Annotated in this window: 22 protein-coding genes; 15 read left to right on the top strand and 7 right to left on the bottom strand. The window is 69.3% G+C overall.

Annotated elements, in window-relative coordinates:
• Positions 1–77 precede the first annotated feature (77 nt).
• Complete coding sequence (locus AC1Q87_RS20565; protein WP_492610694.1) at positions 78–1,901, bottom strand: ABC transporter ATP-binding protein; 1,824 nt, start codon at positions 1,899–1,901, stop codon at positions 78–80.
• 241 nt (positions 1,902–2,142) lie between these two features.
• On the opposite strand from AC1Q87_RS20565, the gene AC1Q87_RS20560 reads away from it, so the two are divergent.
• From AC1Q87_RS20560 to AC1Q87_RS20550, 3 genes are read left to right on the top strand one after another with little or no spacing between them, the layout of a single operon-like run.
• Entirely contained in the window at positions 2,143–3,588 is a 1,446-nt protein-coding gene (locus AC1Q87_RS20560; protein WP_492610693.1) for an MFS transporter, read from the top strand.
• A gap of 37 nt (positions 3,589–3,625) precedes the next feature.
• Positions 3,626–4,960: an aminodeoxychorismate synthase, component I gene (gene pabB / locus AC1Q87_RS20555; RefSeq protein ID WP_492610692.1), complete on the top strand. Its 1,335-nt coding sequence runs from the start codon at positions 3,626–3,628 to the stop codon at positions 4,958–4,960.
• Positions 4,957–5,721, top strand: a complete 765-nt coding sequence (locus AC1Q87_RS20550) for an aminotransferase class IV (RefSeq protein ID WP_492610691.1) — start codon at positions 4,957–4,959, stop codon at positions 5,719–5,721. The genes pabB and AC1Q87_RS20550 overlap by 4 nt, the downstream gene beginning before the upstream one ends.
• Here the strand turns inward: AC1Q87_RS20550 and AC1Q87_RS20545 are convergent.
• The 3 genes from AC1Q87_RS20545 to AC1Q87_RS20535 are packed head-to-tail and all read right to left on the bottom strand — an operon-like array spanning position 5,711 to position 7,298.
• Entirely contained in the window at positions 5,711–6,235 is a 525-nt protein-coding gene (locus AC1Q87_RS20545; RefSeq protein ID WP_492610690.1) for a TadE/TadG family type IV pilus assembly protein, read from the bottom strand. The genes AC1Q87_RS20550 and AC1Q87_RS20545 overlap by 11 nt on opposite strands.
• Complete coding sequence (locus tag AC1Q87_RS20540; protein WP_492610689.1) at positions 6,226–6,849, bottom strand: TadE/TadG family type IV pilus assembly protein; 624 nt, start codon at positions 6,847–6,849, stop codon at positions 6,226–6,228. The genes AC1Q87_RS20545 and AC1Q87_RS20540 overlap by 10 nt, the downstream gene beginning before the upstream one ends.
• A 56-nt stretch (positions 6,850–6,905) precedes the next feature.
• Positions 6,906–7,298 (bottom strand): pilus assembly protein N-terminal domain-containing protein, encoded by a 393-nt coding sequence (locus tag AC1Q87_RS20535; RefSeq protein ID WP_492610688.1) that lies wholly within the window; start codon positions 7,296–7,298, stop codon positions 6,906–6,908.
• Between the two features lie 305 nt (positions 7,299–7,603).
• Between AC1Q87_RS20535 and AC1Q87_RS20530 the strand changes: the two genes are divergently transcribed.
• From AC1Q87_RS20530 to AC1Q87_RS20480, 11 genes are all read left to right on the top strand, one after another.
• Entirely contained in the window at positions 7,604–7,780 is a 177-nt protein-coding gene (locus AC1Q87_RS20530) for a Flp family type IVb pilin (protein WP_492610687.1), read from the top strand.
• 95 nt (positions 7,781–7,875) lie between these two features.
• Entirely contained in the window at positions 7,876–8,052 is a 177-nt protein-coding gene (locus tag AC1Q87_RS20525; protein WP_492610686.1) for a Flp family type IVb pilin, read from the top strand.
• Between the two features lie 125 nt (positions 8,053–8,177).
• Positions 8,178–8,693 carry an A24 family peptidase gene (locus tag AC1Q87_RS20520; protein WP_492610786.1) on the top strand — a complete coding sequence of 172 codons (516 nt, stop codon included), beginning with the start codon at positions 8,178–8,180 and terminating at the stop codon, positions 8,691–8,693.
• A gap of 139 nt (positions 8,694–8,832) precedes the next feature.
• Positions 8,833–9,696 (top strand): Flp pilus assembly protein CpaB, encoded by an 864-nt coding sequence (gene cpaB, locus AC1Q87_RS20515; protein ID WP_492610685.1) that lies wholly within the window; start codon positions 8,833–8,835, stop codon positions 9,694–9,696.
• Positions 9,693–11,279, top strand: coding sequence for a type II and III secretion system protein family protein (locus AC1Q87_RS20510; RefSeq protein WP_492610684.1), 1,587 nt, complete (start codon positions 9,693–9,695; stop codon positions 11,277–11,279). Before cpaB ends, AC1Q87_RS20510 begins: the two co-directional genes overlap by 4 nt.
• Complete coding sequence (locus AC1Q87_RS20505; protein ID WP_492610683.1) at positions 11,276–11,959, top strand: CpaD family pilus assembly protein; 684 nt, start codon at positions 11,276–11,278, stop codon at positions 11,957–11,959. Before AC1Q87_RS20510 ends, AC1Q87_RS20505 begins: the two co-directional genes overlap by 4 nt.
• On the top strand, positions 11,959–13,446 hold the full coding sequence (locus AC1Q87_RS20500; protein ID WP_492610682.1) for a CpaE/TadZ family protein: 1,488 nt from the start codon (positions 11,959–11,961) through the stop codon (positions 13,444–13,446). Before AC1Q87_RS20505 ends, AC1Q87_RS20500 begins: the two co-directional genes overlap by 1 nt.
• The gene (locus AC1Q87_RS20495; protein WP_492610681.1) at positions 13,447–14,973 is read left to right on the top strand and encodes a TadA family conjugal transfer-associated ATPase; all 1,527 of its coding nucleotides are present in this window, start codon (positions 13,447–13,449) and stop codon (positions 14,971–14,973) included.
• 6 nt (positions 14,974–14,979) lie between these two features.
• A complete protein-coding gene (locus AC1Q87_RS20490; protein WP_492610785.1) occupies positions 14,980–15,957 on the top strand; it encodes a type II secretion system F family protein in 978 nt (325 codons plus the stop codon).
• 4 nt (positions 15,958–15,961) lie between these two features.
• Entirely contained in the window at positions 15,962–16,948 is a 987-nt protein-coding gene (locus AC1Q87_RS20485; RefSeq protein WP_492610680.1) for a type II secretion system F family protein, read from the top strand.
• A gap of 46 nt (positions 16,949–16,994) precedes the next feature.
• Positions 16,995–17,180 carry an oxidoreductase-like domain-containing protein gene (locus tag AC1Q87_RS20480; protein ID WP_492610679.1) on the top strand — a complete coding sequence of 62 codons (186 nt, stop codon included), beginning with the start codon at positions 16,995–16,997 and terminating at the stop codon, positions 17,178–17,180.
• Positions 17,181–17,186: 6 nt separating this feature from the next.
• Here AC1Q87_RS20480 and AC1Q87_RS20475 read toward each other — a convergent pair whose 3' ends face one another.
• A complete protein-coding gene (locus AC1Q87_RS20475) occupies positions 17,187–18,815 on the bottom strand; it encodes an ABC-F family ATP-binding cassette domain-containing protein (RefSeq protein WP_492610678.1) in 1,629 nt (542 codons plus the stop codon).
• 113 nt (positions 18,816–18,928) lie between these two features.
• The gene (locus AC1Q87_RS20470; RefSeq protein ID WP_492610677.1) at positions 18,929–19,639 is read right to left on the bottom strand and encodes an oxygen-binding di-iron domain-containing protein; all 711 of its coding nucleotides are present in this window, start codon (positions 19,637–19,639) and stop codon (positions 18,929–18,931) included.
• A gap of 79 nt (positions 19,640–19,718) precedes the next feature.
• Between AC1Q87_RS20470 and AC1Q87_RS20465 the strand changes: the two genes are divergently transcribed.
• Complete coding sequence (locus tag AC1Q87_RS20465) at positions 19,719–20,174, top strand: hypothetical protein (protein ID WP_492610676.1); 456 nt, start codon at positions 19,719–19,721, stop codon at positions 20,172–20,174.
• Positions 20,175–20,178: 4 nt separating this feature from the next.
• Here AC1Q87_RS20465 and lepB read toward each other — a convergent pair whose 3' ends face one another.
• Positions 20,179–20,934: a signal peptidase I gene (gene lepB, locus AC1Q87_RS20460; protein WP_492610675.1), complete on the bottom strand. Its 756-nt coding sequence runs from the start codon at positions 20,932–20,934 to the stop codon at positions 20,179–20,181.
• Between the last annotated feature and the right edge of the window lie 59 nt (positions 20,935–20,993).

Genomic DNA, 20,993 nt, shown 5'->3' with positions numbered 1-20,993 from the left:
TCGCGCGCCTCGCCGGATGGACTTGCGACTATGGATCCCCGGCACGCTCGCGCGACCGGGGATGACGACACGGCGAACTAGATGCTCGCCTGCATCCGGTAGAGCCGCTCATAGGCTCCGCCGGCCGCAATCAGCTGCTCGTGGCTGCCCTGCTCGGCCACGCCCTGGTCGGTCAGCACCAGGATGCGGTCGGCGTTCCTGACCGTCGACAGCCGGTGGGCGATGACCAGGGTCGTGCGGTTCCGGGCCAACTCGCCCAGCGCCTGCTGCACGGCCTTCTCGCTCTCGTTGTCGAGCGCGCTGGTCGCCTCGTCGAAGATCAGGATCGGGGCGTCCTTCAGAAACGCGCGGGCGATGGTCAGCCGCTGTTTCTGTCCGCCCGACAGCTTCACCCCGCGCTGGCCGATGTCGGTGTCGTAACCGTTCGGCAGCGCGCTGATGAAGTCGTGCGCGTTGGCCCGCCGGGCGGCTTCGACGATCTCCTCGTCGCTGGCGTCCGGCCGTCCGTAGCGCAGGTTCTCGGCGACGCTGCCGGCGAACAGGTAGACGTCCTGCTGCACCACCGCGACGTTGCGCCGGAGCGAGCTCAGCGTCAGGTCGCGCACGTCGATCCCGTCCACCTCGATCGCCCCGCCGCTCGGCTCGTAGAACCGGGGGATCAGCGAGCACAGCGTCGTCTTGCCGACCCCGGAGGTTCCGACCAGGGCCACGAACTCACCCGGCCGCACGTCCAGCGAGACGTTGCGCAGCACGTGCGGGCCGTCCTCCTCGTAGCGGAAGCTGACGTTTTGGAACGCGAGCGCGCCGCGCGGCCGATCCAGCACGATCGCGCCGGGCCGGTCGGCGACTTCCGGCGCGGTCTCCAGGATCTCCATCATCCGCGTGAACCCGGTGTAGCCCTGCTGCCAGAGCCGCACGAAGTTCGCGACCCGCTGGACGGGGTCGATCAGCACCGCCACGCACAGCAGGAAGGTCAGCATGTCGGCGATGCTGAGCTGGGCCTGCTGCACGCGGATTGCGCCCACGACGATGACCACCACGGTGATCAGCTGGGCGAAGGTGGTGGTCCCGACCGAGAAGTAGGCCTCGCTCTTGTAGCCGGCGCGCCGGGTGTCGAGGAACTTCAGGTTCTCCGCCTCGAAGCGCAGGTTCTCGACGTCCTCGTTGGCGAAGGACTTCACCACCCGGATCCCGGCCAGCGAATCCTCGACCCGCTCGTTGATCGCCCCGACCTGCCGCTTGGACTGGGTCAGGGCGACGTTCATGCGGCCGCTGAAGTGCAGGGCGTACATCACCGCGAACGGGATGATCGCCACGATCATCAAGGTCAGCGGCACGTCGAGATAGGCCAGGATCGCGATCGCCCCGGCGAACTTCAGCACCGCGATCGCCAGGTCTTCCGGCCCGTGGTGATAGAGCTCGCCCAGCATGAACAGGTCGTTGGTGATCCGGCTCATCAGCTGCCCCACCCGGGTCTGGTCGTAGAACCGGAAGGGCAGGGTCTGGCAGTGTTCGAACAGCTCCTTGCGAAGCGCGCTCTCCATCTTCGCGCCCATCACATGGCCCTGGTAGTCGACGAACAGCGTCGCCAGCACCTGCACCGCCAGCAGGCCCAGCATGAGCCCGCCGACCGCGTAGATCTGGTTCAGCGCCAATGGCGCGTCGCCGCTCGCGCCGAGTTGGCGGGCGACGTAGTTGGCGCACAGCGGCAGGAACAGCGCCGTCGCCGAGACGAGCACTGCACAGGCCAGATCCGCCACGAGCAGCGGAATGTGCGGCCGATAGTAGGAAACGAATTTCAGCGCCCGGGCGCGGGCCTGGGCCGAAAGTCCGGCGCTCGGCCGGAAGGCGAGGGGGTTATGCCGCGTGTCTGCGTGCGCCCCCAGGGTTCGTGATTGCATGAACCGTCATGTCCTGTTGCGAGGAATTTCCTTTCTGGCTGGACACGAACGTTCTCATTTCACTCTCCCTGCGCCGGCCCGTTGCGTGGGCCGTATCGACGCCGCGGACTATGCCGCCGCCTTGCCGCTCGGGCAACGCCGTTATCTGCGCGCCGTGCCGCTTTTTCGATTCCCAAGCCCGTGGCGGGGCGTAACGTGCCGGCCAAGTCCGCCGCCATGAGCGGGCGCCCGGGAGACTGCCTTGAGCACAGTTGAAGCCAGCGGGGCCGGCGCCGTCGCCGATCTGCAGATCGACGCCGAACTCATGGGGGACGGCCGCCTCAACCGCGGCGGGGTCGCTTGGTCGCTGTTCGAGGGCGCGCGCAATCCCTACGTCATCCTGATCACCATCTACATCTTCATGCCCTATGTGGCGGGGGTGATGGTCGGCGACCCGGTGCGCGGCCAGGAGGTGATCTCCCAGTGGAGCCAGTACGCCGGCTGGGCGGTCATGCTGACCGCGCCGCTGCTCGGCGCCTCCATCGACCAGCTCGGCCCCCGCAAGGGCTGGCTGGCGCTGATCGTCGGCCTGATGGTCCCGATGATGATCGCGCTCTGGTGGGCCAAGCCGGACCAGAGCGGCCTGACCGTCACCATGATCATGCTGCTGACCACCGCCATCGGGCTGCTCTTCGCGTTCAGCGAGGTGCTGCACAATTCGCTGCTGGTGCGGGCCGCCGGCCTCAACGGCGCCCACAAGGCCTCGGGCCTGGCCCTGGCGCTCGGCAACTTCACCTCGGTGGTGGCGCTGGCCTTCACCGCCTGGGCCTTCGCCCTGCCGGGCAAGGTGGACTGGGCCTGGGTGCCCAAGGCGCCGCTGTTCGGCCTCGACGCCGCCAGCCATGAGCCGGAGCGGGTGGTGGCGCTGATGGCGGCCGGCATCTTCGCGATCGGCGCCCTGCCGCTGTTCCTGTTCACGCCCGATGCGCCGAAGACCGGCATCCCGATGCTGACCGCCTTCCGGAACGGCGCGGTCCAGCTCGTGCGGATGGTCGCCACCGTGCGCCGCTACAAGGACGCGGCGATCTATCTGGTCAGCCGGATGTTCTACGTCGACGGCATGAACGCCATCCTCATCTACGCCGGGCTCTACGCCATCGGGGTGATGAAGTGGGGCGCGCTCGAGATGCTGATGTACGGCATCGTGCTCTCGATCCTGGCGGTGTTCGGCGGCTTCGTCGGCCGCTGGCTGGACGCCGGCCTCGGGCCCAAGGGCGCGGTGCGGGTCGAGATCTTCATGTCGCTGCTCGGCATCATCGCCATGCTCGGCATGGCGCCCGACAAGATCCTCTACTTCTGGGCCTTCGACGCCGCCGCCCATCCGCCGATGTGGGACGGGCCGGTGTTCCGCACCCTGCCGGAGTGGATCTTCATCCTGATCGGCTTCTCCAACGCGGTGTTCATCACCGCCCAGTACGCCTCCAGCCGCACCATGCTGACCCGGATCACCCCGCCCGATCAGACCGGGGCCTTCTTCGGGGTCTACGCGCTGTCGGGCGTCGCCACCGGCTGGCTCGGCCCGATGATGGTCAACTGGGGCACCAAGGCGACCCACAGCCAGCAGGGCGGCTTCGCCATGGTCACCATCCTGCTGGCCATCGGCTTCGTCGGCCTGCTGTTCGTGCGGGGAGGCGGCCGCCGCATCTGACTTTCCCTGTCGGCTGCGCGGCGCTAAGGCCCAGGCCATGACCTGCGTCGCCCAGCTTTCCGCGCCCTGGCGCGAACCGGCCGAGGTGCTGAGCGCCTTCGCGGACGAGCCCTGGGCGCTGGGCCTCGTCACCGGCGGCGCCGGCGCGCGCTGGTCCTATGTCGCGCGCGCCCCGGCCGCGACCCTCACCCACCGCCCCGGCGACGCCGGCGATCCGTTCGCCGCCCTGCGCGATCTGCTGGGACCGCCGGCTCCGACCATGGAGGGGCCGCCGTTCCAGGGCGGAGTGGTCGGCCTCGCCGCCTACGAGCTCGGCGACCATGTCGAGCCGCTCGGCCTGGCGCGCCAGGACGCCTGGCCCGACCTCGCCGCCGCCCGCTACGACGCCGTGCTGGCCTTCGACCATCAGGCCCGCGCCGTCGTCGCCGTCGGGCGGGGCGAGGATCAGGCCGCGGCCGAGTCCCGCGCCCGCGCCGCGCTCGGCTGGATTGACGCCGCGCCGCACGCGCCCCGCGCCGGCGTCCTGGCCGGCCCGCTGCAGGCGGGCGACCCCGGCGCCTACGAAGCCGCGGTCGCCCAGGTCGTGGCCCGCATCCGGGCCGGGGAGATCTTCCAGGCCAACATCGCGCGCGCCTGGACCGGCGCCCTGGCGACCGGCGCGCAACCGTACGACCTGTTCGCCCGCCTGCTCGCCCAGAGCGCTGCGCCGTTCGCGGCCTATCTGCGGCTGCCGGGCCTGGCCCTGGTCTCCAACTCGCCCGAGCGCTTCCTCAAGGTCCGCGACCGCGAGGTCGAGACCAAGCCGATCAAGGGCACCCGGCCGCGCGGGGCCGACCCCGCCGCCGACGCGGCCCTCGCCGCCGAGCTGCTGGCCAGCGACAAGGACCGGGCCGAGAACCTGATGATCGTCGACCTGATGCGCAACGATCTGGCCCGCGTCTGCGCGCCCGGCAGCGTCAAGGTCCCCAGCCTTTGGGCGCTTGAGAGCTTCGCCAACGTCCACCACCTGGTCTCGACCGTCACCGGCGCCTTGAGCCCCGGCCGCGACGCCCTCGACCTGCTGGCCGCCGCCTTCCCGCCCGGCTCGATCACCGGCGCGCCCAAGGTCCAGGCGATGAAGGTGATCGCCGAGCTCGAGACCCCGCGCGGCCCCTATTGCGGCTCGCTGTTCTGGGCCGGCGCCGACGGGGCGTTCGATTCCAGCGTGCTGATCCGCACCGCCGCCTGCGTCGAGACGCCGGGCGGCTGGCGGGTGGAAGCGCGGGCCGGGGCCGGTATCGTCGAGGGCAGCGATCCGCTCGCCGAGCGGCTCGAGACCGACGCCAAGATCGCCGCCCTCGCCAAAGCGCTCACGGAGCCGCCCTGCGCATGATCCCTCTCGACGACCGCGGCCTGCTGCTCGGCGATGGCCTGTTCGAAACCCTGTTGGCGGTGAACGGCGTCCTCGCCGCGCCGGGGCCGCATCTCGACCGCATGGCCGCCGGCTGCGGGAGCCTTGGCCTGCCGCCGCTCGATCGCGCCGCGGCCGGGCAGGCCATGGCCCAGGCCCTGGCCGGGCTGGCCGCGCCCCGCGCGGCGGTGCGCCTGACGCTCACCGCCGGCTCCGGCGGCCGCGGGCTCGACAGGCCCGAGGCGCCGCTGGTGCGGATGTTCGCCACCGCGGCTCCCGCGCTCATGCCGCAGGAGCCGGCCGACCTGATCACCAGCACCGTGCGCCGCAACGATCTCTCGCCGGCCTCGCGCCTGAAGACGCTCTCCTATCTCGACAACGTCCTGGCCCGGGCGCAGGCCCGCGACGCCGGGATGGACGAGGCGCTGATGCTCAACACGCGCGGCGACGTGGCCTGCGCGGGCGCAGCCAACGTCTTCTGGCTGTGGGGCGGGCGCCTCTACACGCCGCGGCTCGACTGCGGGGTGCTGGCCGGGACCATGCGCGCGCGGGTGATCGCCGTGGCGCAAGCGCAGGGGCTGGCGGTGGTCGAGACCCGCTCGGGCCTCGCCGAACTGGCTCGCGCCGACGCGGCCTTTCTGACGAACAGCCTGATCGGCGTACGTCAGGTGCGCGCGCTGGACGGATTTACCTGGGAGTCGTCGCCCCTGGTCGAGGCGCTGGCCGCCGCGGTCAGGGGTTGAGCGTGATCGGCACCCCGGCGCGGGGCGCCAGGTCCATCTTGTGCCGGAAGGTGAAGCTGCCCGGCAGCATTTGCTGGAACGGCGTGCGGTAGGTGTAGACGGTCTCGGCGCGCAGCACCGCGGTGTTCGGCGTGCGCATCGATGCGGCGACCGTCGAGACGTTGGTCGCCGCGATGGCCTTGCCGTTGTCCCGGGTCCACTTCTGGACCGGCGAGCCGCTGGCGTTGATCTCGATGCTCGTCACCCGGATCGCCAGCTGGTCGGTCGGGAACGGCTTCATGATCGCCGTGCTGGCGTTGAAGATGCTGTTCACGTCGTTGATCGTGACCTGGGCCTGCTGGGTGACGAGGTCGCCGACCGCGGTGGTGACGGCGCCGGCGCGGCGGTTGGCCAGCAACGCCTGCGTCGCCTCGACCATGCCGAAATAGAGCGCCAGCACGATCGGCACGATGAAGGCGAATTCGACGGCGGCTGAGCCGCGACGGTCGCCGATCAGGTTCTGCTTTACGGGCATCGCGTGCGGTTCCCGAGGGGGCGGAGCGCCGGGTTGAACGGCTCGTTGCGGAACAGCCGGGTCGAGTTGATCATCCGGCCGCCGTCGTAGTTCTTGAACAAGGGCCGCAGCAGCGGCGTCACGATCGGCCATTTGAAGTAGGTGGTGACCACGACGATGTCCTCCGGGTTGCCGGCGCACCAGTCGGTGTTCTGTGGGTCGAAGGTGGTGGGGTCGCGCGGCTGTTGCGCGCCGGCATCGGCGAAGGTGGCGAAGCTGCGGGCTTCGACGAACAGCGGATTTGGGTCGGGCTTGCCGGCTTCGGGCTCCTGAAGCGAGCACATGTTCTCCAGCCAGCTCATGTTGACGCAGACCAGCTGGCGGAAGCCCTGCTGGGTTACCGGGGCCTTGCTCTGGCCGCTCTGGAACTGGCCGGTGCGGATGTTGCGGGCGGCGAAGTCGGTTGCGGTGTCCAGGGTCGCCGAGACCAACAGGATCATCGCCAGCTCCAGCACCCCGAATAGCAGCATCATCAGCGGCATGGCGATCAGGGCGAACTCCACCGCCGTCGCGCCGCGGCGCGAACGGACGAACCGCCGGATGACGGTGCGGAGCTGGGATGCAGAGCGCGACATGGCGTCTCCAGGGGGCGTGACCGCCGGAGACTAGCCAAGTCTGGCTAACTGGAGGTTTAAGGCTTAGCTGAATCGGCGTCTTTGTCGCCGCCGGCTCGCTCGCAGCCGCCGGCGCAGGCGTACTCCGAAACCTTCGGGCCGCGGATCACCGACACCCGGCCTTCGTTGGGGGCGGCGACGACCACCTGGCGTTCCAGCACCGTGCGGCCCAACTGGTCGATGACCACCAGGTTGGTGACCCCATAGCCGCGGCCGCTGATCACCGCCTTGCCGGAATCGATCACCGCCACGTCGGCGATGGCCGGATTGCCGATCAGCACGTCGCGAGCGCCGCGCGGCAGGGTCAGCGGGGTGCTCTGGTCGATCGGAACCACCAGCGACGGCGCGGCCTGCGCGGCCCCCGCCAGGGCGGTCAGGGCGAGCGTCAGGGACAGGATCGAGCGGCGCATGGGCGTTTCCAGCATGAAGGCGTCGAGCGAAGACTCGATTGGAATGGTCAATAAAGCCTGAACTTTCGACTCCTCGCGTGCGCGAGAATCATTATGTCGAAACGCGAAAACCGCCCGTTTTCGGCTCCTTGGTTAATCGATATTTACAGTAAACGCAAGTAAACCATGGGTAAATCGGCGTTTATACATGACTGTTTACTGGCAATTAAGCCAAGCTTGCGAAAGTCATCCTGCGTTTCGGGGCGAGCAGACCAAAAAGGTTTGATGCCTCACCAATCTGCTCGCTAAACAAAAGGAGATCGAGCATGTCGAAGTTCGTTTCGCGCTTCCTGAAGGACGAATCTGGCGCCACCGCCATTGAATACGGCCTGATCGCGGCCCTCATCGCCGTGGCCCTGGTCACCGCCATGGGCTTCCTGAGCAGCGGCCTGACCACTGCCTTCACGGACATCAAGGGCACCCTTGAGAACCCGGGCAGCTAATAGCTCTTCGGTTCGACGGGCCGCGGCGGCGAAAGTCGCCGCGGTTACGTCGCTCTGATGGCGTTCCGACCACGGTTTTCTGGGAGGGCTTCAGGATGAGAAAGCTTCTCAAGCGGTTTAGCGTTCAACAGTCTGGCGCCACTGCTATCGAGTACGCCCTGATGGCCGCGCTTATCAGCGTCGTTCTGGTCGCCGCCCTCGGGCCGTTGACCACCGCGCTGACGGGAGCTCTGCAGACCGTCGCCAACGCCTTTCCCCAGTCGCTTCCCTAGGGAGGGGACCGGGATCGATAAGAAAAGGGTCGCTCTCGCAGCGGCCCTTTTTCTTTTCAATCATCCATTCACGGCTGCGCGCGCAGAGTGCCCGCGAACAAAAGTTCCGGACCGATCCAGAAATGATCACGCTCCTCCAGGCCGCGCTGCTGCTCTTCTTCCCGGTGTTGGTGATCGTCGGCGCGCTGCGCGATCTGACCAGCTTCACCATCCCCAACTGGATCTCGGGCCTGCTGATCGTCGCCTTCTTCCCGGCGGCGCTGCTGCTCGGGCTGACCCCCATGTCCATCGGGGCGCACCTGCTCGTCGGCGTCGGCGCGCTGGCGGTGGGCATCGCCATGTTCGCCCTGCGCTGGATCGGCGGCGGCGACGCCAAGCTGTTCGCGGCCGGGGCCCTCTGGCTCGGCGCGCCGACGGCGCTCTCCTATGTGGTGATGACCGGCCTGGCCGGCGGGGCGCTGGCGCTGGCGCTGATCAGCCTGCGCTCGCCGATCCTGCGCCCCTACGTGCTCAGCGGCCCGGCCTGGTTCGGACGCCTGGCCGACCCGGAGGAAGCGGTGCCCTACGGCGTGGCGATTGCGGCCGGGGCGCTGGCGACCTTCGCGGCCTCGCCGCTGATGCAGGCTTGGCCTGGTTTCTAAACGTGGCTTTAGGCCGCGTTAACCATGGGCCGCGCAAACAGACCCTGCCGGCAAAACGCCGGTCGACCGAATCGCGTGCGCCCGCGGACCGCGGCGCACCCGCCTGACACCCGCTTGCGCGGAGCCTTGAGCACCGACCATGGGTCCTGCCCGTATCGCCTTGCTGGCCGTCGCCGCGATCGCCGCCATCGGGCTGGCCTTCATCGTGCGCGGCATGGTCACGCCTAAGCGGCCGGAAGCGGTCGCCGCCGGCCCGCCGCCGCAACCCGTCGTCCAGGTGCTGGTCGCCAAGCGTGAACTGCCGATCGGCACTCGCCTGACCCCGGCCGATCTCGGCTGGCAGCCCTGGCCCGCCGACGCGCTCAACGCGGCGTTCGTCACCGACGGCGCGGCGCCGGCGCTGCCCGCCAAGATGCCGGACAAGGCGGTCCAGAAGGCGGCTCGCGTCGCCAACGACATGGTCATGCCGCAAGGCCCGATGCAGGCTTTCGAAGGCGCGATCGTCAAGGAAGCCCTGGCCGCAGGCGAGCCGGTGGTGGCCCGCAAGGTGGTCCGCGCCGGTCAGAGCGGCTTCATGGCCGTGGTGCTGCAGCCGGGCATGCGGGCCATGGCGGTTCCGATCAACGCAGAGACCGCCGCCGGCGGCTTCATCCTGCCGGGCGACCGGGTCGACGTGCTGCAGAGCCGCGCGGACTCCAACGGCGGCGCCAAGACGATGCTGACCGAGGTGCTGATGCGTAACGTACGCGTCCTGGCCATCGACCAGAATATCGAGCCGGCCAAGGACGCCCGCACCATCGTCGGCGGCGTCGCCACCATCGAAATCCCCGCGGCGGACGTCGAAGTCATCGCCCGCGGCAAGGCCCAGGGCGAGATGCAGCTCGCGCTTCGCTCCTACGCCGATATCGGCGGCGCGCCGGGCCGCGGCGTCGCCAGCCGCGCTTCCGCTCAGGGCGTGCGCGTGTTCCGCGCCGGGCAGGTCACCGAGGTCGCCAATCCATGACGCTGCGCCGAACCCTTATCGCGCTCGCCGCCTTCGCCGCCGCCCTCGCGCCCGGCGCGGCCTTCGCCCAGGTCGCCGAAGCGGCCGCCCCAGCGATGGCCGCGGGCCTCGCCGCCCAGTCGGCGGTGGTTCGCGTCAATCTCACGGGCGGGACCGCCTCCCAGTCGCTCAACCTGCCGACCGGCAAGTCGGCGATCATCGAGCTGCCGGTCGATGTCCGCGACGTCCTGGTGACCAACCCCGGCGTCGCCGACGCCATGCTGCGCTCGCCGCGGCGGATCTTCATCCTCGGCCTCAAGAGCGGCACCACCGACGCCGTGTTCTTCGACGCCGCCGGACGCCGCATCCTGGCGCTCGACATCCGCGTCGACCAGGATCCGACCGCGGTCGCCCAGACCATCAACCGCATCGTGCCGGGCGCCCGCGTCCAGGTCGATTCGATGAACGACAGCCTGATCCTCTCGGGCCAGGTCGCGAATCTGGCCGACGCCGACCGGGCGCTGCAGATCGCCCGCGCCGCGGTCGCCAAGCCCGAGCAAGTGATCAACATGCTCGGAGTCGCCGGCAAGGATCAGGTGATGCTCAAGGTGCGCATCGTCGAGATGCAGCGCAACGTCATCAAACAGCTGGGCTTCAACCTCAACGCCGTGCTCGGCCAGTTGGGCGAGACCCAGTACAAGTTCGGCACCGTCGCCGGCTTCGGCATCAACGGCTCGCTGCTCGGGGGGATCACCGGCGGCTGGCAGACCAACACCACTAAGCAACCCATCCTGCAGAAACCCTGTGGTTTCGACCCGACCAAGATGTGCGACTTCGTGGTCCGCGACGCCACCCAGGCCTCGAACTGGAACACCGCGACCATCAAGGATACCGCCGGCAGCCCGGGCCTCAACTCGGGCGACGCGACCATCAAGGCGTTCGAACGCGTCGGCCTGGTCCGCACCCTGGCCGAGCCGAACCTGAGCGCCGTCTCCGGCGAGTCGGCCAAGTTCCTGGCCGGCGGCGAATTCCCGATTCCGGTCGCCCAGGACAAGGACGGCGGCGTCACCGTCGAGTTCAAGCCCTTCGGCGTCGGTCTCGGCTTCACCCCGGTGGTGCTGTCGTCCGGCCGCATCGCCCTGAAAGTCTCGACCGAGGTCTCGGAACTGACCAGCCAGGGCGCGTTCTCCCTCACGAGCCCCGGCACCAGCGCGGCCTTGACCATTCCGGCTCTTACCGTGCGCCGCGCTGAGACCGCCGTCGAACTGCCGTCGGGCGGCTCGATGATGATCGCCGGCCTGCTGCAGGAAAAGACCAAGCAGAACATCGACAGCCTGCCGGGCATGACTACCCTGCCGGTGCTCGGCACCCTGTTCCGCTCGCGCGACTATCTGGCCGGCGAGACCGAGCTGGTGATCCTCGTGACGCCCTACATCGTCGACGCCGTGAATCCGGGCCGCCTGCAGACGCCGGTCGACGGACTGAAGATCGCCGACGACCCGTCCACCGTGCTGATGGGGTCGCTGATCAAGGCCTACAACGCCAATCCCCAGGCGCAATCGGGGCGCAGCTATCAGGGGCCGCACGGCTACGTGATCGAATGAGCGCACTTCGCCTTTCCGTCCTGTTGTTGGCCGGCGCTGCTCTGAGCGCCTGCGCCAGCGTCCCGCTGCCGGCGCCCGAGCTGACCCGCGCCGAGACCGCCCGCACCCCGACCGAGCTCTGGGCCGCCGAGGTCAAGCCGCAGGCGCAGGAGATCTACCTGGCGGTCCACGCCCAGGGTCTGTCGCCGACCCAGCAGGACGCCCTGGCCGGGTTCGCCGGCGACTGGCGGCTGGGCTCGCGTGGGCCGATCACCCTGCGCGCGCCAGTGGGCGGGCCCGACGCGGCGATGGTTTCGCGCGCGACTGAGGGCGCCCGCGCTACGCTGGCCAGCTACGGCGCCGAGGTCCGGGTGCAGGGCTACGACGCCAAGGGCGACGCCGCCGCGCCGCTCGTCGTCGGGCGGGAGAGCTACACGGTGTCGGTGCCGACCTGCGGTCTGGAGTGGGAGAACTTCTCCCGCTCGGCGACCAACCAGGTGCAGTCGCAGTTCGGCTGCTCGGTCACCGCCAACATGGCCGCTCAGATCGCCAATCCGGCTGACCTGCTGGCGCCGGCGGCGATCGACCCGGCCGACGCCCAGCGCCGCGCCGTGGTGCTCGACAAGTACCGCAGGGGCGAGGTCACGGCCTCGACCCGCGACCAGCAGGCGACGGGCGCCGTGTCGCAGGTGGTGAGGTAATGAAGCCGCAACAGGGTCACGATCCTTTCGATCTCGACTTCGACGCCGACGACGAGTTCTCTCCCGCTCAGGACGAAACCTGGCGCGAGACCCCGCCCGCCGCAGCCGCCGATCCGTTCGGCGACCCCTTCGCCGACTTGCCGCCGGTGCGCGAAGGCGCCCGCGCCGAGGCCCGTCTCGAAACCGTCGAGGACGACTTCGGCGACGCCCCGGCCGTGCCGCCGCTGCCGCCCGAGCGGCCGGCCGCCAATCCCGTGCACGACATGCTCGCCGGGGCCGAGGCGGCCTTCGGCGAGGCCAGCCTGCCGCGCATCACCGTCCACATCTATTGCGCCAACCCCGAGACCGCCGAGTTCGCGGAGATCGCCGCCGCCGATCGGCGGATGGAGCGGGGCGTCGTCGCCGTGCGCATGGGCGGCCTGTCCGCCGCGGTCGAGGCCTATCAGAACGAGGCCACGCCCTCGCTGGTGATGGTCGAAAGCGCCGACCCGGCCTCGGTGCTGCTGGCTCAGCTGGACCGTCTGGCCGAGGTCTGCGATCCGGGCACCAAGGTGGTGGTCATCGGCTCGGCCAACGACATCGCCCTCTATCGCGAGCTGATGCGCCGCGGGGTGTCGGAGTATCTGGTCCCGCCGCTCAATCCGCTGCTGCTGGTGCGCGCCGCCACCAGCCTCTACGCCGACCCCTCGGCGCCGTTCATCGGCCGCCAGATCGCCTTCTGCGGGGCCAAGGGCGGGGCAGGGGTCTCGACGCTCGCCCACAACGTCGCCCACTCGATCAGCGAGCGGCTGCAGACCGGCGCCGTGCTGGTCGACCTCGACCTGCCGTTCGGCACCGCCGGCCTCGACTTCAACCAGGACCCGCTGCAGGGCGTCGCCGATGCGCTCGGCCAGCCGGACCGCCTCGATCCCGTCCTGATGGACCGGATGATGGCCCGCTGCTCGGACCGCCTGTCGCTGTTCGCCGCCCCGGCGACGCTCGACAGCGACTACGACATCTCGGCCGAGGCCTTCGAGGAGGTCACCCAGAAGATCCGCAGCGCCGCGCCCTTCGTGGTGCTTGACCTGCCGCACGTCTGGAACGCCTGGAAGCGCAAGATCCTGCTGTCGTCCGACGATCTGGTGATCGTCGCCACGCCCGACCTCGCCTCGCTGCGCAACGCCAAGAACATCGTCGATCTGGTGCGCCGCGCCCGGCCCAACGACGCCCCGCCGCGACTGGTGCTCAACCAGGTCGGCGTGCCCGGCCGCCCCGAGATTCCGGTCAAGGACTTCGGCGAGGCGCTCGACCTCACCCCGGCGCTCTGCCTGCCGTTCGATCCCAAGCTGTTCGGCCAGGCGGCCAACAACGGCCAGATGATCAGCGAGGTGGGTCCGAAGTCGAAGTCCGCCGAGGGCCTCGACCAGCTGGCCCAGCAGATCGCCCGGCGCGAGCCGCCGCAGGTCCAGAAATCCTCGCTGCTCTCCAGCCTGTTCAAGAAGAAGTAGATGTTCGGCAAGCGCCCCACAGAAGGCGGGTCGCAGGCGCCGCGCCAGGCGCCGCCCCCCGCCGCCGAAGGTCCGGCGATCGCCACGCGGCCGCAGCGCATCGAGCCGACCGCCGCGCCCAGCGCGCCGGTCCAGACGCCGCCGCCGGCCGAGCGCGCCGCCAAGCCGGCAGCCGGCCCCAAGCCGACCATGGGCTTCGAACAGCTGCGCGCCGCCCAAGGGCCGGCGCCGACGACCCAGGTCGTGCGCGAGCAGAGCGACTACTACCACGCCACCAAGACCACGATCTTCAACGCCCTGATCAACACGATCGACCTGGCGCAGCTCGCCCAGCTCGACGCCAAGCAGGCCGCCGAGGAGATCCGCGACATCGTCGCCGAGCTGGTGGCGATCAAGAACGTCTCGATGTCGGTGGCCGAGCAGGACACCCTCGTCCAGGACATCATCAACGACGTCCTCGGCTACGGGCCGCTGGAGCCGCTGCTGTCGCGCGACGACATCGCCGACATCATGGTCAACGGCGCGGGCCGGGTGTTCATCGAAGTCGCCGGCCGCGTGCAGCTGACCAATGTCCGCTTCCGCGACAACACCCAGCTGATGAACATCTGCCAGCGGATCGTCAGCCAGGTCGGCCGCCGGGTCGACGAAAGCTCGCCGATCTGCGACGCGCGCCTGCCGGACGGCAGCCGCGTCAACGTCATCGCCCCGCCCTTGGCGCTGGATGGTCCGACCCTGACCATCCGGAAGTTCAAGAAGGACAAGCTGACGATGAAGAACCTGGTGGAGTACGCCTCCATCAGTCCCGAAGGGGCGCGGGTCCTCGGGGTCATCGGCGCCTGCCGATGCAACCTGGTCATCTCGGGCGGCACCGGCTCGGGCAAGACCACCTTGCTCAACACCCTGACCGCCTTCATCGACCCCTCCGAGCGGGTCATCACCTGCGAAGACGCCGCCGAGCTGCAGCTGCAGCAGCCGCATGTCGTGCGCCTGGAGACCCGGCCCCCGAACCTCGAGGGCCAGGGCCAGATCACCATGCGCGACCTGGTCAAGAACTGCCTGCGGATGCGTCCGGAACGGATCATCGTCGGCGAAGTCCGCGGCCCGGAGGCCTTCGACCTCCTCCAGGCCATGAACACCGGCCACGACGGCTCGATGGGCACGCTCCACGCCAACTCCCCGCGTGAGGCGATCAGCCGGATGGAGTCGATGATCACCATGGGCGGCTACGGCCTGCCCTCGAAGACCATCCGCGAGATGATCGTCGGCTCGGTCGACGTGATCATCCAGGCCGCGCGTCTGCGCGACGGTTCGCGCCGCATCACCCACATCACCGAGGTGGTCGGGCTGGAAGGCGACGTGATCATCACCCAGGACCTGTTCGTCTACGAGATCACCGGCGACGACGCCGACGGCAAGGTCCTCGGGCGTCACCGGTCCACCGGCATCGCCCGGCCGCGCTTCTGGGACCGGGCGCGCTATTACGGTCTGGAGCGCGAGCTCGCCGAAGCGCTCGACGCGGCGGAATAGCCGATGCTGCTGACGCTGCTGATCGCGGTCCTCGGGTTCGTCGCCATCGCCGGCGTCGGCCTGGCCCTGGCCGGCGGCTCGACCGCCGACGCCAAGACCCTGAAGCGGGCCCAGGCCCTGGTCGGCGGCGACGAGGTGCGCGAGGCCAATCGCCGCCGCCCGGCGGCCACCGCCCAGGAACAGCGCCGCAAGCAGCTCCTCAAGACCCTCAAGGACCAGGACCGCGAGCAGAAGAAGGCGCTGCTCAGCATCTCCTCCAAGCTGCGCCAGGCGGGCCTGGGCATGAAGGTCAGCACCTTCTGGATGATCAGCGCCGGCCTCGCGGTCGTGGTGCTGCTGCTCGTCTGGGCGGTCACCAAGATGCCGCTCGCCGCCTTCGGCCTGGCCTTCGCCGCGGGCCTTGGCCTGCCGCGCTGGGTGGTCGGGGCCATCGCCAAGTCGCGGATCAAGAAGTTCACCGAGGCGTTTCCCGACGCCATGGACATCGTCGTGCGCGGCATCAAGTCGGGCCTGCCGGTCCATGACAGCCTGCGGGTCATCGGCAAGGAGGCGCCCGAGCCGCTGGCCAGCCAGTTCAACCGCCTGGTCGAGAGCATCGGCATGGGCATGACCATCGACCAGGCGCTGGACAAGATGCACGCCGAGATGCCGACGCCGGAGGTGCGGTTCTTCGCGATCGTGCTGGCCATCCAGGCCAAGACCGGCGGCAACCTGGCCGAAGCGCTCGGCAACCTCTCGACGGTCATCCGCTCGCGCAAGCTGATGCGCGAAAAGGTCAAGGCGCTGTCGGCCGAAGCCGTCGCCTCGGCGGCGATCATCGGCTGCCTGCCGCCCGCCGTGGCGATCCTGATCTTCATCACCGCGCCCGACTACATGGGCCCGTTGTTCACCGACCCGCGCGGCCGCGTGATGCTGATGATCGGCGCCTTCTGGATGTCGCTCGGGGTGCTCTCGATGCGCAAGATGATCAACTTCAGGCTCTGACGGCATGGTCGATGCGCTCACCAACCCGGCCAACCTGCTGACGATCTTCGTGGCGCTGGTCTGCTTTGCGACCATCGTCACCATCGCCATGCCGATGATGGACCGCCGCAATCTTGAGGCGCGGCTGAAATCGGTGTCGACCCGCCGCGAGGAGCTGCGCCGCAAGTCGCGCGAAGCCCTGGCCGGGGGACGCGGCCAGAACACCCTGCGCCACGTCGACGAGGGCCTCTACAAGAAGGTCGTCGAGCGGCTGCAGCTCTCGCGCCTGCTCGAGGACCCGCAGGTGGTCGACAAGCTGGCCCAGGCCGGCTTCCGCGGCCCGCGGCCGGTGTCCACCTTCTACTTCTTCCGGTTCATCCTGCCGTTCGTGTTCTTCATCGTGGTCGGGGCCTACCTGTTCCTGGTCAACGATTTCGGCCTGCCGCCGATGACCCGCTTCTTCTTCGCGGTGGTCGGCCTCACCGCCGGCTACTACGCGCCCAACGTGTTCATCAGCAACGTCGCCCAGAAGCGCCGCGACTCGATCATCGGCGCCTGGCCCGACGCGCTCGACCTGCTGCTGATCTGCGTGGAAAGCGGCATGTCGATCGAGGCGGCGATCCAGAAGGTCAGCCAGGAGATCGGCGGCAACTCGATCGAACTGGCCGAGGAGCTGACCCTGCTGACCGCCGAGATCTCGTACCTGCCCGAGCGGCGCATGGCCTATGAGGGCCTGGCCCGGCGGACCAACCATCCGGGCATCAAGTCGGTGACCACCGCCATGATCCAGGCCGAGCGCTACGGCACGCCGCTGGGCGCGGCGCTGCGGGTGATGGCCAAGGAAAACCGCGAGATGCGCATCGCCGCGGCCGAGAAGAAGGCCGCCCAGCTGCCGGCCAAGCTGACGATCCCGATGATCGTCTTCTTCCTGCCGGTGCTGTTCATCGTCATCCTCGGCCCGGCCGCGCTCAAGGTCAGCGACCTGATGCGGGCCGGCGCGGCGGGCGGCTAGCCGCCAGGTCTGTTCATCGCGCGGCGCGCCGATTAGACCTTCGCCGGTGAACGCCGCCCCGATCCCGCCGCCGCCGAGCCGTCCGCATGAGGACGAATGCTGTCGACGCGGCTGCGATCCCTGCATCTTCGACTATTACGAGCGCGCCCTCGACCGCTGGAGCGAGCGGGTCCGCAAGCTGGGCGCCGATCCAGACGCCATTCTCAAGGCGCTCTCGCCGCCCGCGCCTTAGCCGCCGCTAGCCTTCCGGGTGCAGGCCGGGCGCTTCCTGGCCCGTCCGGGCGACATATTCGGTATAGCCGCCGCCGTATTGATGGACGCCCTGCGGCGTCAGCTCCAGCACGCGGTTCGACAGCGCGCCCAGGAAGTGGCGGTCGTGGGAGACGAACAGCATGGTGCCCTCGAAGTCCGCCAGCGCCGCGACCAGCATCTCCTTGGTCGCCATGTCGAGGTGGTTGGTCGGCTCGTCGAGCACCAGCAGGTTGGGCGGATCGAACAGCATCTTGGCCATCACCAGCCGCGCCTTCTCGCCGCCCGACAGCACGCGGCACGGCTTTTCGACGTCGTCGCCCGAGAACCCGAAGCAGCCCGCCAGCGTGCGCAGCGCGCCCTGGCCCGCCTGCGGGAAAGAGCCGTCCAGGGATTCGAAGATCGTCTCTTCGCCGTCCAGCAGATCCATGGAGTGCTGGGCGAAGTAGCCCATCTTGACGCTGGCGCCGACGTTGACCGTGCCCTGGTCCGGCGCGGTGGCGCCGGCCACCAGCTTGAGCAGCGTCGACTTGCCGGCCCCGTTGGCGCCCAGGACGCACCAGCGCTCCTTGCGGCGCACCAGGAAGTCGAGGCCTTCGTAGATCGGCTGCGCGCCATAGCCCTTGTGGATGCCCCGCAGGGCGACCACGTCGTCGCCCGATCGCGGCGGGCTCCTGAACTCGAACTGGATGTTCTGGCGGCGGCGCGGCGGCTCGACGCGTTCGATCTTGTCGAGCTTCTTCACCCGGCTTTGCACCTGGGCGGCGTGGCTGGCGCGCGCCTTGAACTTCTCGATGAACTTGATTTCCTTGGCCAGCATGGCCTGCTGGCGCTCGTACTGCGCCTGGCGCTGCTGCTCGGTCAGCGCGCGCTGCTGGTCGTAGAAGTCGAGATCGCCCGAATAGGTGATGAGCGAACCGGCGTCGATCTCGACCACCTTGCCGATGATGCGGTTCATGAAGGCGCGGTCGTGCGAGGTCATCAACAGCGCGCCGCTGTAGTCCTTCAGGAAGGCCTCCAGCCAGATCAGGCTTTCCAGGTCGAGGTGGTTGCTGGGTTCGTCCAGCAGCATGCCGTCGGGCCGCATCAGCAGGATGCGGGCCAGCGCCACGCGCATCTTCCAGCCGCCGGACAGCAGACCGACGTCGCCGTCCATGCGCTCCTGGCTGAAGCTCAGCCCCGCCAGCACTTCGCGCGCGCGGGCCTCCAGGGCATAGCCGTCCAGTTCCTCGAAGCGCTCCTGCACCTCGCCATAGCGTTCGATGATGGCGTCCATCTCGTCGGCCTGGTCCGGATCGACCATCGCCGCCTCGAGCTTGGCCATTTCCGCGGCCAGGGCGCTGACCGGGCCGACGCCGTCCATCACCGCGGCGACCGCGCTCTGGCCCGACATCTCGCCGACGTCCTGGCTGAAATAGCCGATGGTCATGCCGGCATCGATCGCGACCTGTCCGTCGTCGGGCAGCTCCTGGCCGGTCATCATGCGGAACAGCGTCGTCTTGCCGGCTCCGTTCGGGCCGACCAGCCCGACCTTCTCGCCCTTCTGGACGCCCATCGAGGCTTCGATGAACAGAAGTTGGTGGCCGTTCTGCTTGGTGATGTTGTCGAGGCGGATCATGGGGCGGCTGCTAGCGCGGGCGGAAGCAGAACGCCAGCCTCAGAGTTGCGTCAGGGCCGGGCGCGACGACGCGTCATCCCCGGCGCCCGCCGTCTCGGCGTCGGGGGCCGCCGTCAGGCGCCGGCGCAGTGCGACGCCAGCGCGCGCAGGGCCGCGGCGCCGTCGCCGCGAAACGACGAGCCGTGCATCAGCGCCAGGGTCGCCGGTTCCAGCTCGGCGAGTTGATGCAGCACGGCGCCGGTGTTGGGGGCCATCGACATCGCGTGGAACATGGCCTCCATCGCGATCGCCGGCCCGGCGACGTCGCTCTCGGTGAGCGCCGGGCCATCCCCGCCATGCGTCAGCAGATCGCCGCAGAACAGCGTCGCGGCGGTCTCCTCATAGAACAGACCTGCCTCCCAGCCGTGCGGCACGTGCGGGGTGTCCATCCAGCGCAGGCGCTTGCCGCCCAGGTCGATCACCTCGCCGTCCGCCAGCGGCCGGGGCGGGCGATCTGACAGGTCGTTCAGGGACACCATGCACGCGGTCTGGCCGTGGACGACCTCGGCGTTGGGCGCCGCCGCCAGCCAGGCGTTCAGCGCGCCGCACTCGTCGGCCTCGACATGGCCGAAGCCGAGATAGCGGATGGCCGCCAGCGGCGTCACGCGCGCCACGGCGGCGGCGATCGACTCGTGCATGCCCCGGTGCCCCAGGTGAAACAGCATCGGCGCATCGGCCATGATCAGGAACTGGTTGAAGGTGAAGGGCTCGGGCCCGACGCCGCTCACCGCGGTCGAAAAGCGATAGATGTTGTCAGCGATCTCGAACGTCTTCGTTTCGGTCATATCGCGCGCCTTTGCCGCGAACCCTTGCAGACGCGAGAATTGTCCACAAGACGAAAGGTCGCCCCGCGGCGCACCGTCCATGGCCAAGAGTTCACTGTCCTTCGCCGCCGAATGGGGCTTCAGTGCCCGTCCTCTCCAGTTCCCAGGCAAGACCATGACCCGGCCGCCGAAGAAGAGCGAAACCCTCGAGGTCCGCCTCCCCTACGAGGACAAGCAGGCGTTCATGGCCCGCTGTCAGGCCCAGGGCGTCAGCGCCAGCGAGGCCGTGCGCGGCTTCATCGAGGCCCAGCTCGCGCCGCCCGCGCCGGCGCCGCGCACGCGCCAAGGGCGCAGCCGGCTCAAGACGGTGCTCGCCGCCCTCACGGCCCTGGCGGTCGGCGCCACCGCCCTGCCGTCGCTGGCCGGCCAGGTCGACCGCAACAGCTTCGAGCGCCTCGACCTCAATCGCGACGGCGCGGTGACGCTGGCCGAGTTCGCCCGCCTCGACCGCGACCGCGACGGCGCGGTCAGCCTGGACGAACTGCTGGGCCGCTGAGCGATCAGGAAATTGGCATTAGGAAGCGGCCGCCGTCCAGGTTCAGCCAGGTCCATGGCTTGAGCAGCGACGCGCCGGCCTTCCACGACATCAGCACGATCTGAGCCTTGCCGACGATGTTCTCGGCCGGCAGGAAGCCCACGCCGCCGGCTTCGGGCGGGAAGCGGCTGTCCATCGAGTTGTCGCGGTTGTCGCCCATCATGAAGTACTGGCCTTCCGGCACGACATAGGTGTCGGTGTCGTCCACCGGCCAGCCGGGGCCGCGGTCCAAGGTCACATAGCGCGAGCCGTCGGGCTTGGATTCCCGGATCTGAGTGACCGGTTGTCCGGGATCGTCGTGGTCGAGGCCGGGGCCGTCCACGATCCGCGGGATCGCCTTGTCGTTGACGAACACCACGCCGCCGCGCACCTGCACCCGGTCGCCGGGCAGGCCGACCACGCGCTTGATCAGGTCCTTGTGCGGGTCCGAGGGCAGGTGGAACACCACCACGTCGCCGCGCTCGGGGCCCTCGCCGAACACCCGGCCCTTGCCCATCGGGGGCAGCAGCGGGAACGAGGCGTAGCTCCAGCCGTAGCTGAACTTCGTGACGATGATGTAGTCGCCGGTCACCAGTCCCGGCTCCATCGAGGAGGAGGGGATGGTGAAGGGCTGGAACAGCGCCACCCGCAGCACCAGCGCGATGGCCAGCGCGGTGAGGACGGTGGACGCGAGCTCCTTGAATTCGGCGGAAGCCGTGGGCGTGTCAGCGGTCGTGATCATGGCGCCATGACGGCCGCCCGGTCACGGCGATGGCAAGCCGCACCTTGTCCGGACACGTG

It is taken from the genome of Phenylobacterium sp. GW823-FHT02A09 (assembly GCF_058797775.1).
The sequence above is the reverse complement of the archived record's forward strand: the minus strand, read 5'-3'. Positions and strand labels throughout refer to the sequence as shown.

What these genes read in the sequence shown, in the direction of transcription:
- lepB (WP_492610675.1), bottom strand. Translation starts at nt 20,934, where the DNA reads ATGATCACGACCGCTGACACGCCCACGGCTTCCGCCGAATTCAAGGAG.
- AC1Q87_RS20495 (WP_492610681.1), top strand. Translation starts at nt 13,447, where the DNA reads ATGTTCGGCAAGCGCCCCACAGAAGGCGGGTCGCAGGCGCCGCGCCAG.
- AC1Q87_RS20465 (WP_492610676.1), top strand. Translation starts at nt 19,719, where the DNA reads ATGGCCAAGAGTTCACTGTCCTTCGCCGCCGAATGGGGCTTCAGTGCC.
- AC1Q87_RS20550 (WP_492610691.1), top strand. Translation starts at nt 4,957, where the DNA reads ATGATCCCTCTCGACGACCGCGGCCTGCTGCTCGGCGATGGCCTGTTC.
- AC1Q87_RS20500 (WP_492610682.1), top strand. Translation starts at nt 11,959, where the DNA reads ATGAAGCCGCAACAGGGTCACGATCCTTTCGATCTCGACTTCGACGCC.
- AC1Q87_RS20525 (WP_492610686.1), top strand. Translation starts at nt 7,876, where the DNA reads ATGAGAAAGCTTCTCAAGCGGTTTAGCGTTCAACAGTCTGGCGCCACT.
- AC1Q87_RS20510 (WP_492610684.1), top strand. Translation starts at nt 9,693, where the DNA reads ATGACGCTGCGCCGAACCCTTATCGCGCTCGCCGCCTTCGCCGCCGCC.
- AC1Q87_RS20470 (WP_492610677.1), bottom strand. Translation starts at nt 19,639, where the DNA reads ATGACCGAAACGAAGACGTTCGAGATCGCTGACAACATCTATCGCTTT.
- AC1Q87_RS20545 (WP_492610690.1), bottom strand. Translation starts at nt 6,235, where the DNA reads ATGCCCGTAAAGCAGAACCTGATCGGCGACCGTCGCGGCTCAGCCGCC.
- AC1Q87_RS20530 (WP_492610687.1), top strand. Translation starts at nt 7,604, where the DNA reads ATGTCGAAGTTCGTTTCGCGCTTCCTGAAGGACGAATCTGGCGCCACC.
- AC1Q87_RS20485 (WP_492610680.1), top strand. Translation starts at nt 15,962, where the DNA reads ATGGTCGATGCGCTCACCAACCCGGCCAACCTGCTGACGATCTTCGTG.
- AC1Q87_RS20540 (WP_492610689.1), bottom strand. Translation starts at nt 6,849, where the DNA reads ATGTCGCGCTCTGCATCCCAGCTCCGCACCGTCATCCGGCGGTTCGTC.
- pabB (WP_492610692.1), top strand. Translation starts at nt 3,626, where the DNA reads ATGACCTGCGTCGCCCAGCTTTCCGCGCCCTGGCGCGAACCGGCCGAG.
- cpaB (WP_492610685.1), top strand. Translation starts at nt 8,833, where the DNA reads ATGGGTCCTGCCCGTATCGCCTTGCTGGCCGTCGCCGCGATCGCCGCC.
- AC1Q87_RS20535 (WP_492610688.1), bottom strand. Translation starts at nt 7,298, where the DNA reads ATGCGCCGCTCGATCCTGTCCCTGACGCTCGCCCTGACCGCCCTGGCG.
- AC1Q87_RS20565 (WP_492610694.1), bottom strand. Translation starts at nt 1,901, where the DNA reads ATGCAATCACGAACCCTGGGGGCGCACGCAGACACGCGGCATAACCCC.
- AC1Q87_RS20505 (WP_492610683.1), top strand. Translation starts at nt 11,276, where the DNA reads ATGAGCGCACTTCGCCTTTCCGTCCTGTTGTTGGCCGGCGCTGCTCTG.
- AC1Q87_RS20475 (WP_492610678.1), bottom strand. Translation starts at nt 18,815, where the DNA reads ATGATCCGCCTCGACAACATCACCAAGCAGAACGGCCACCAACTTCTG.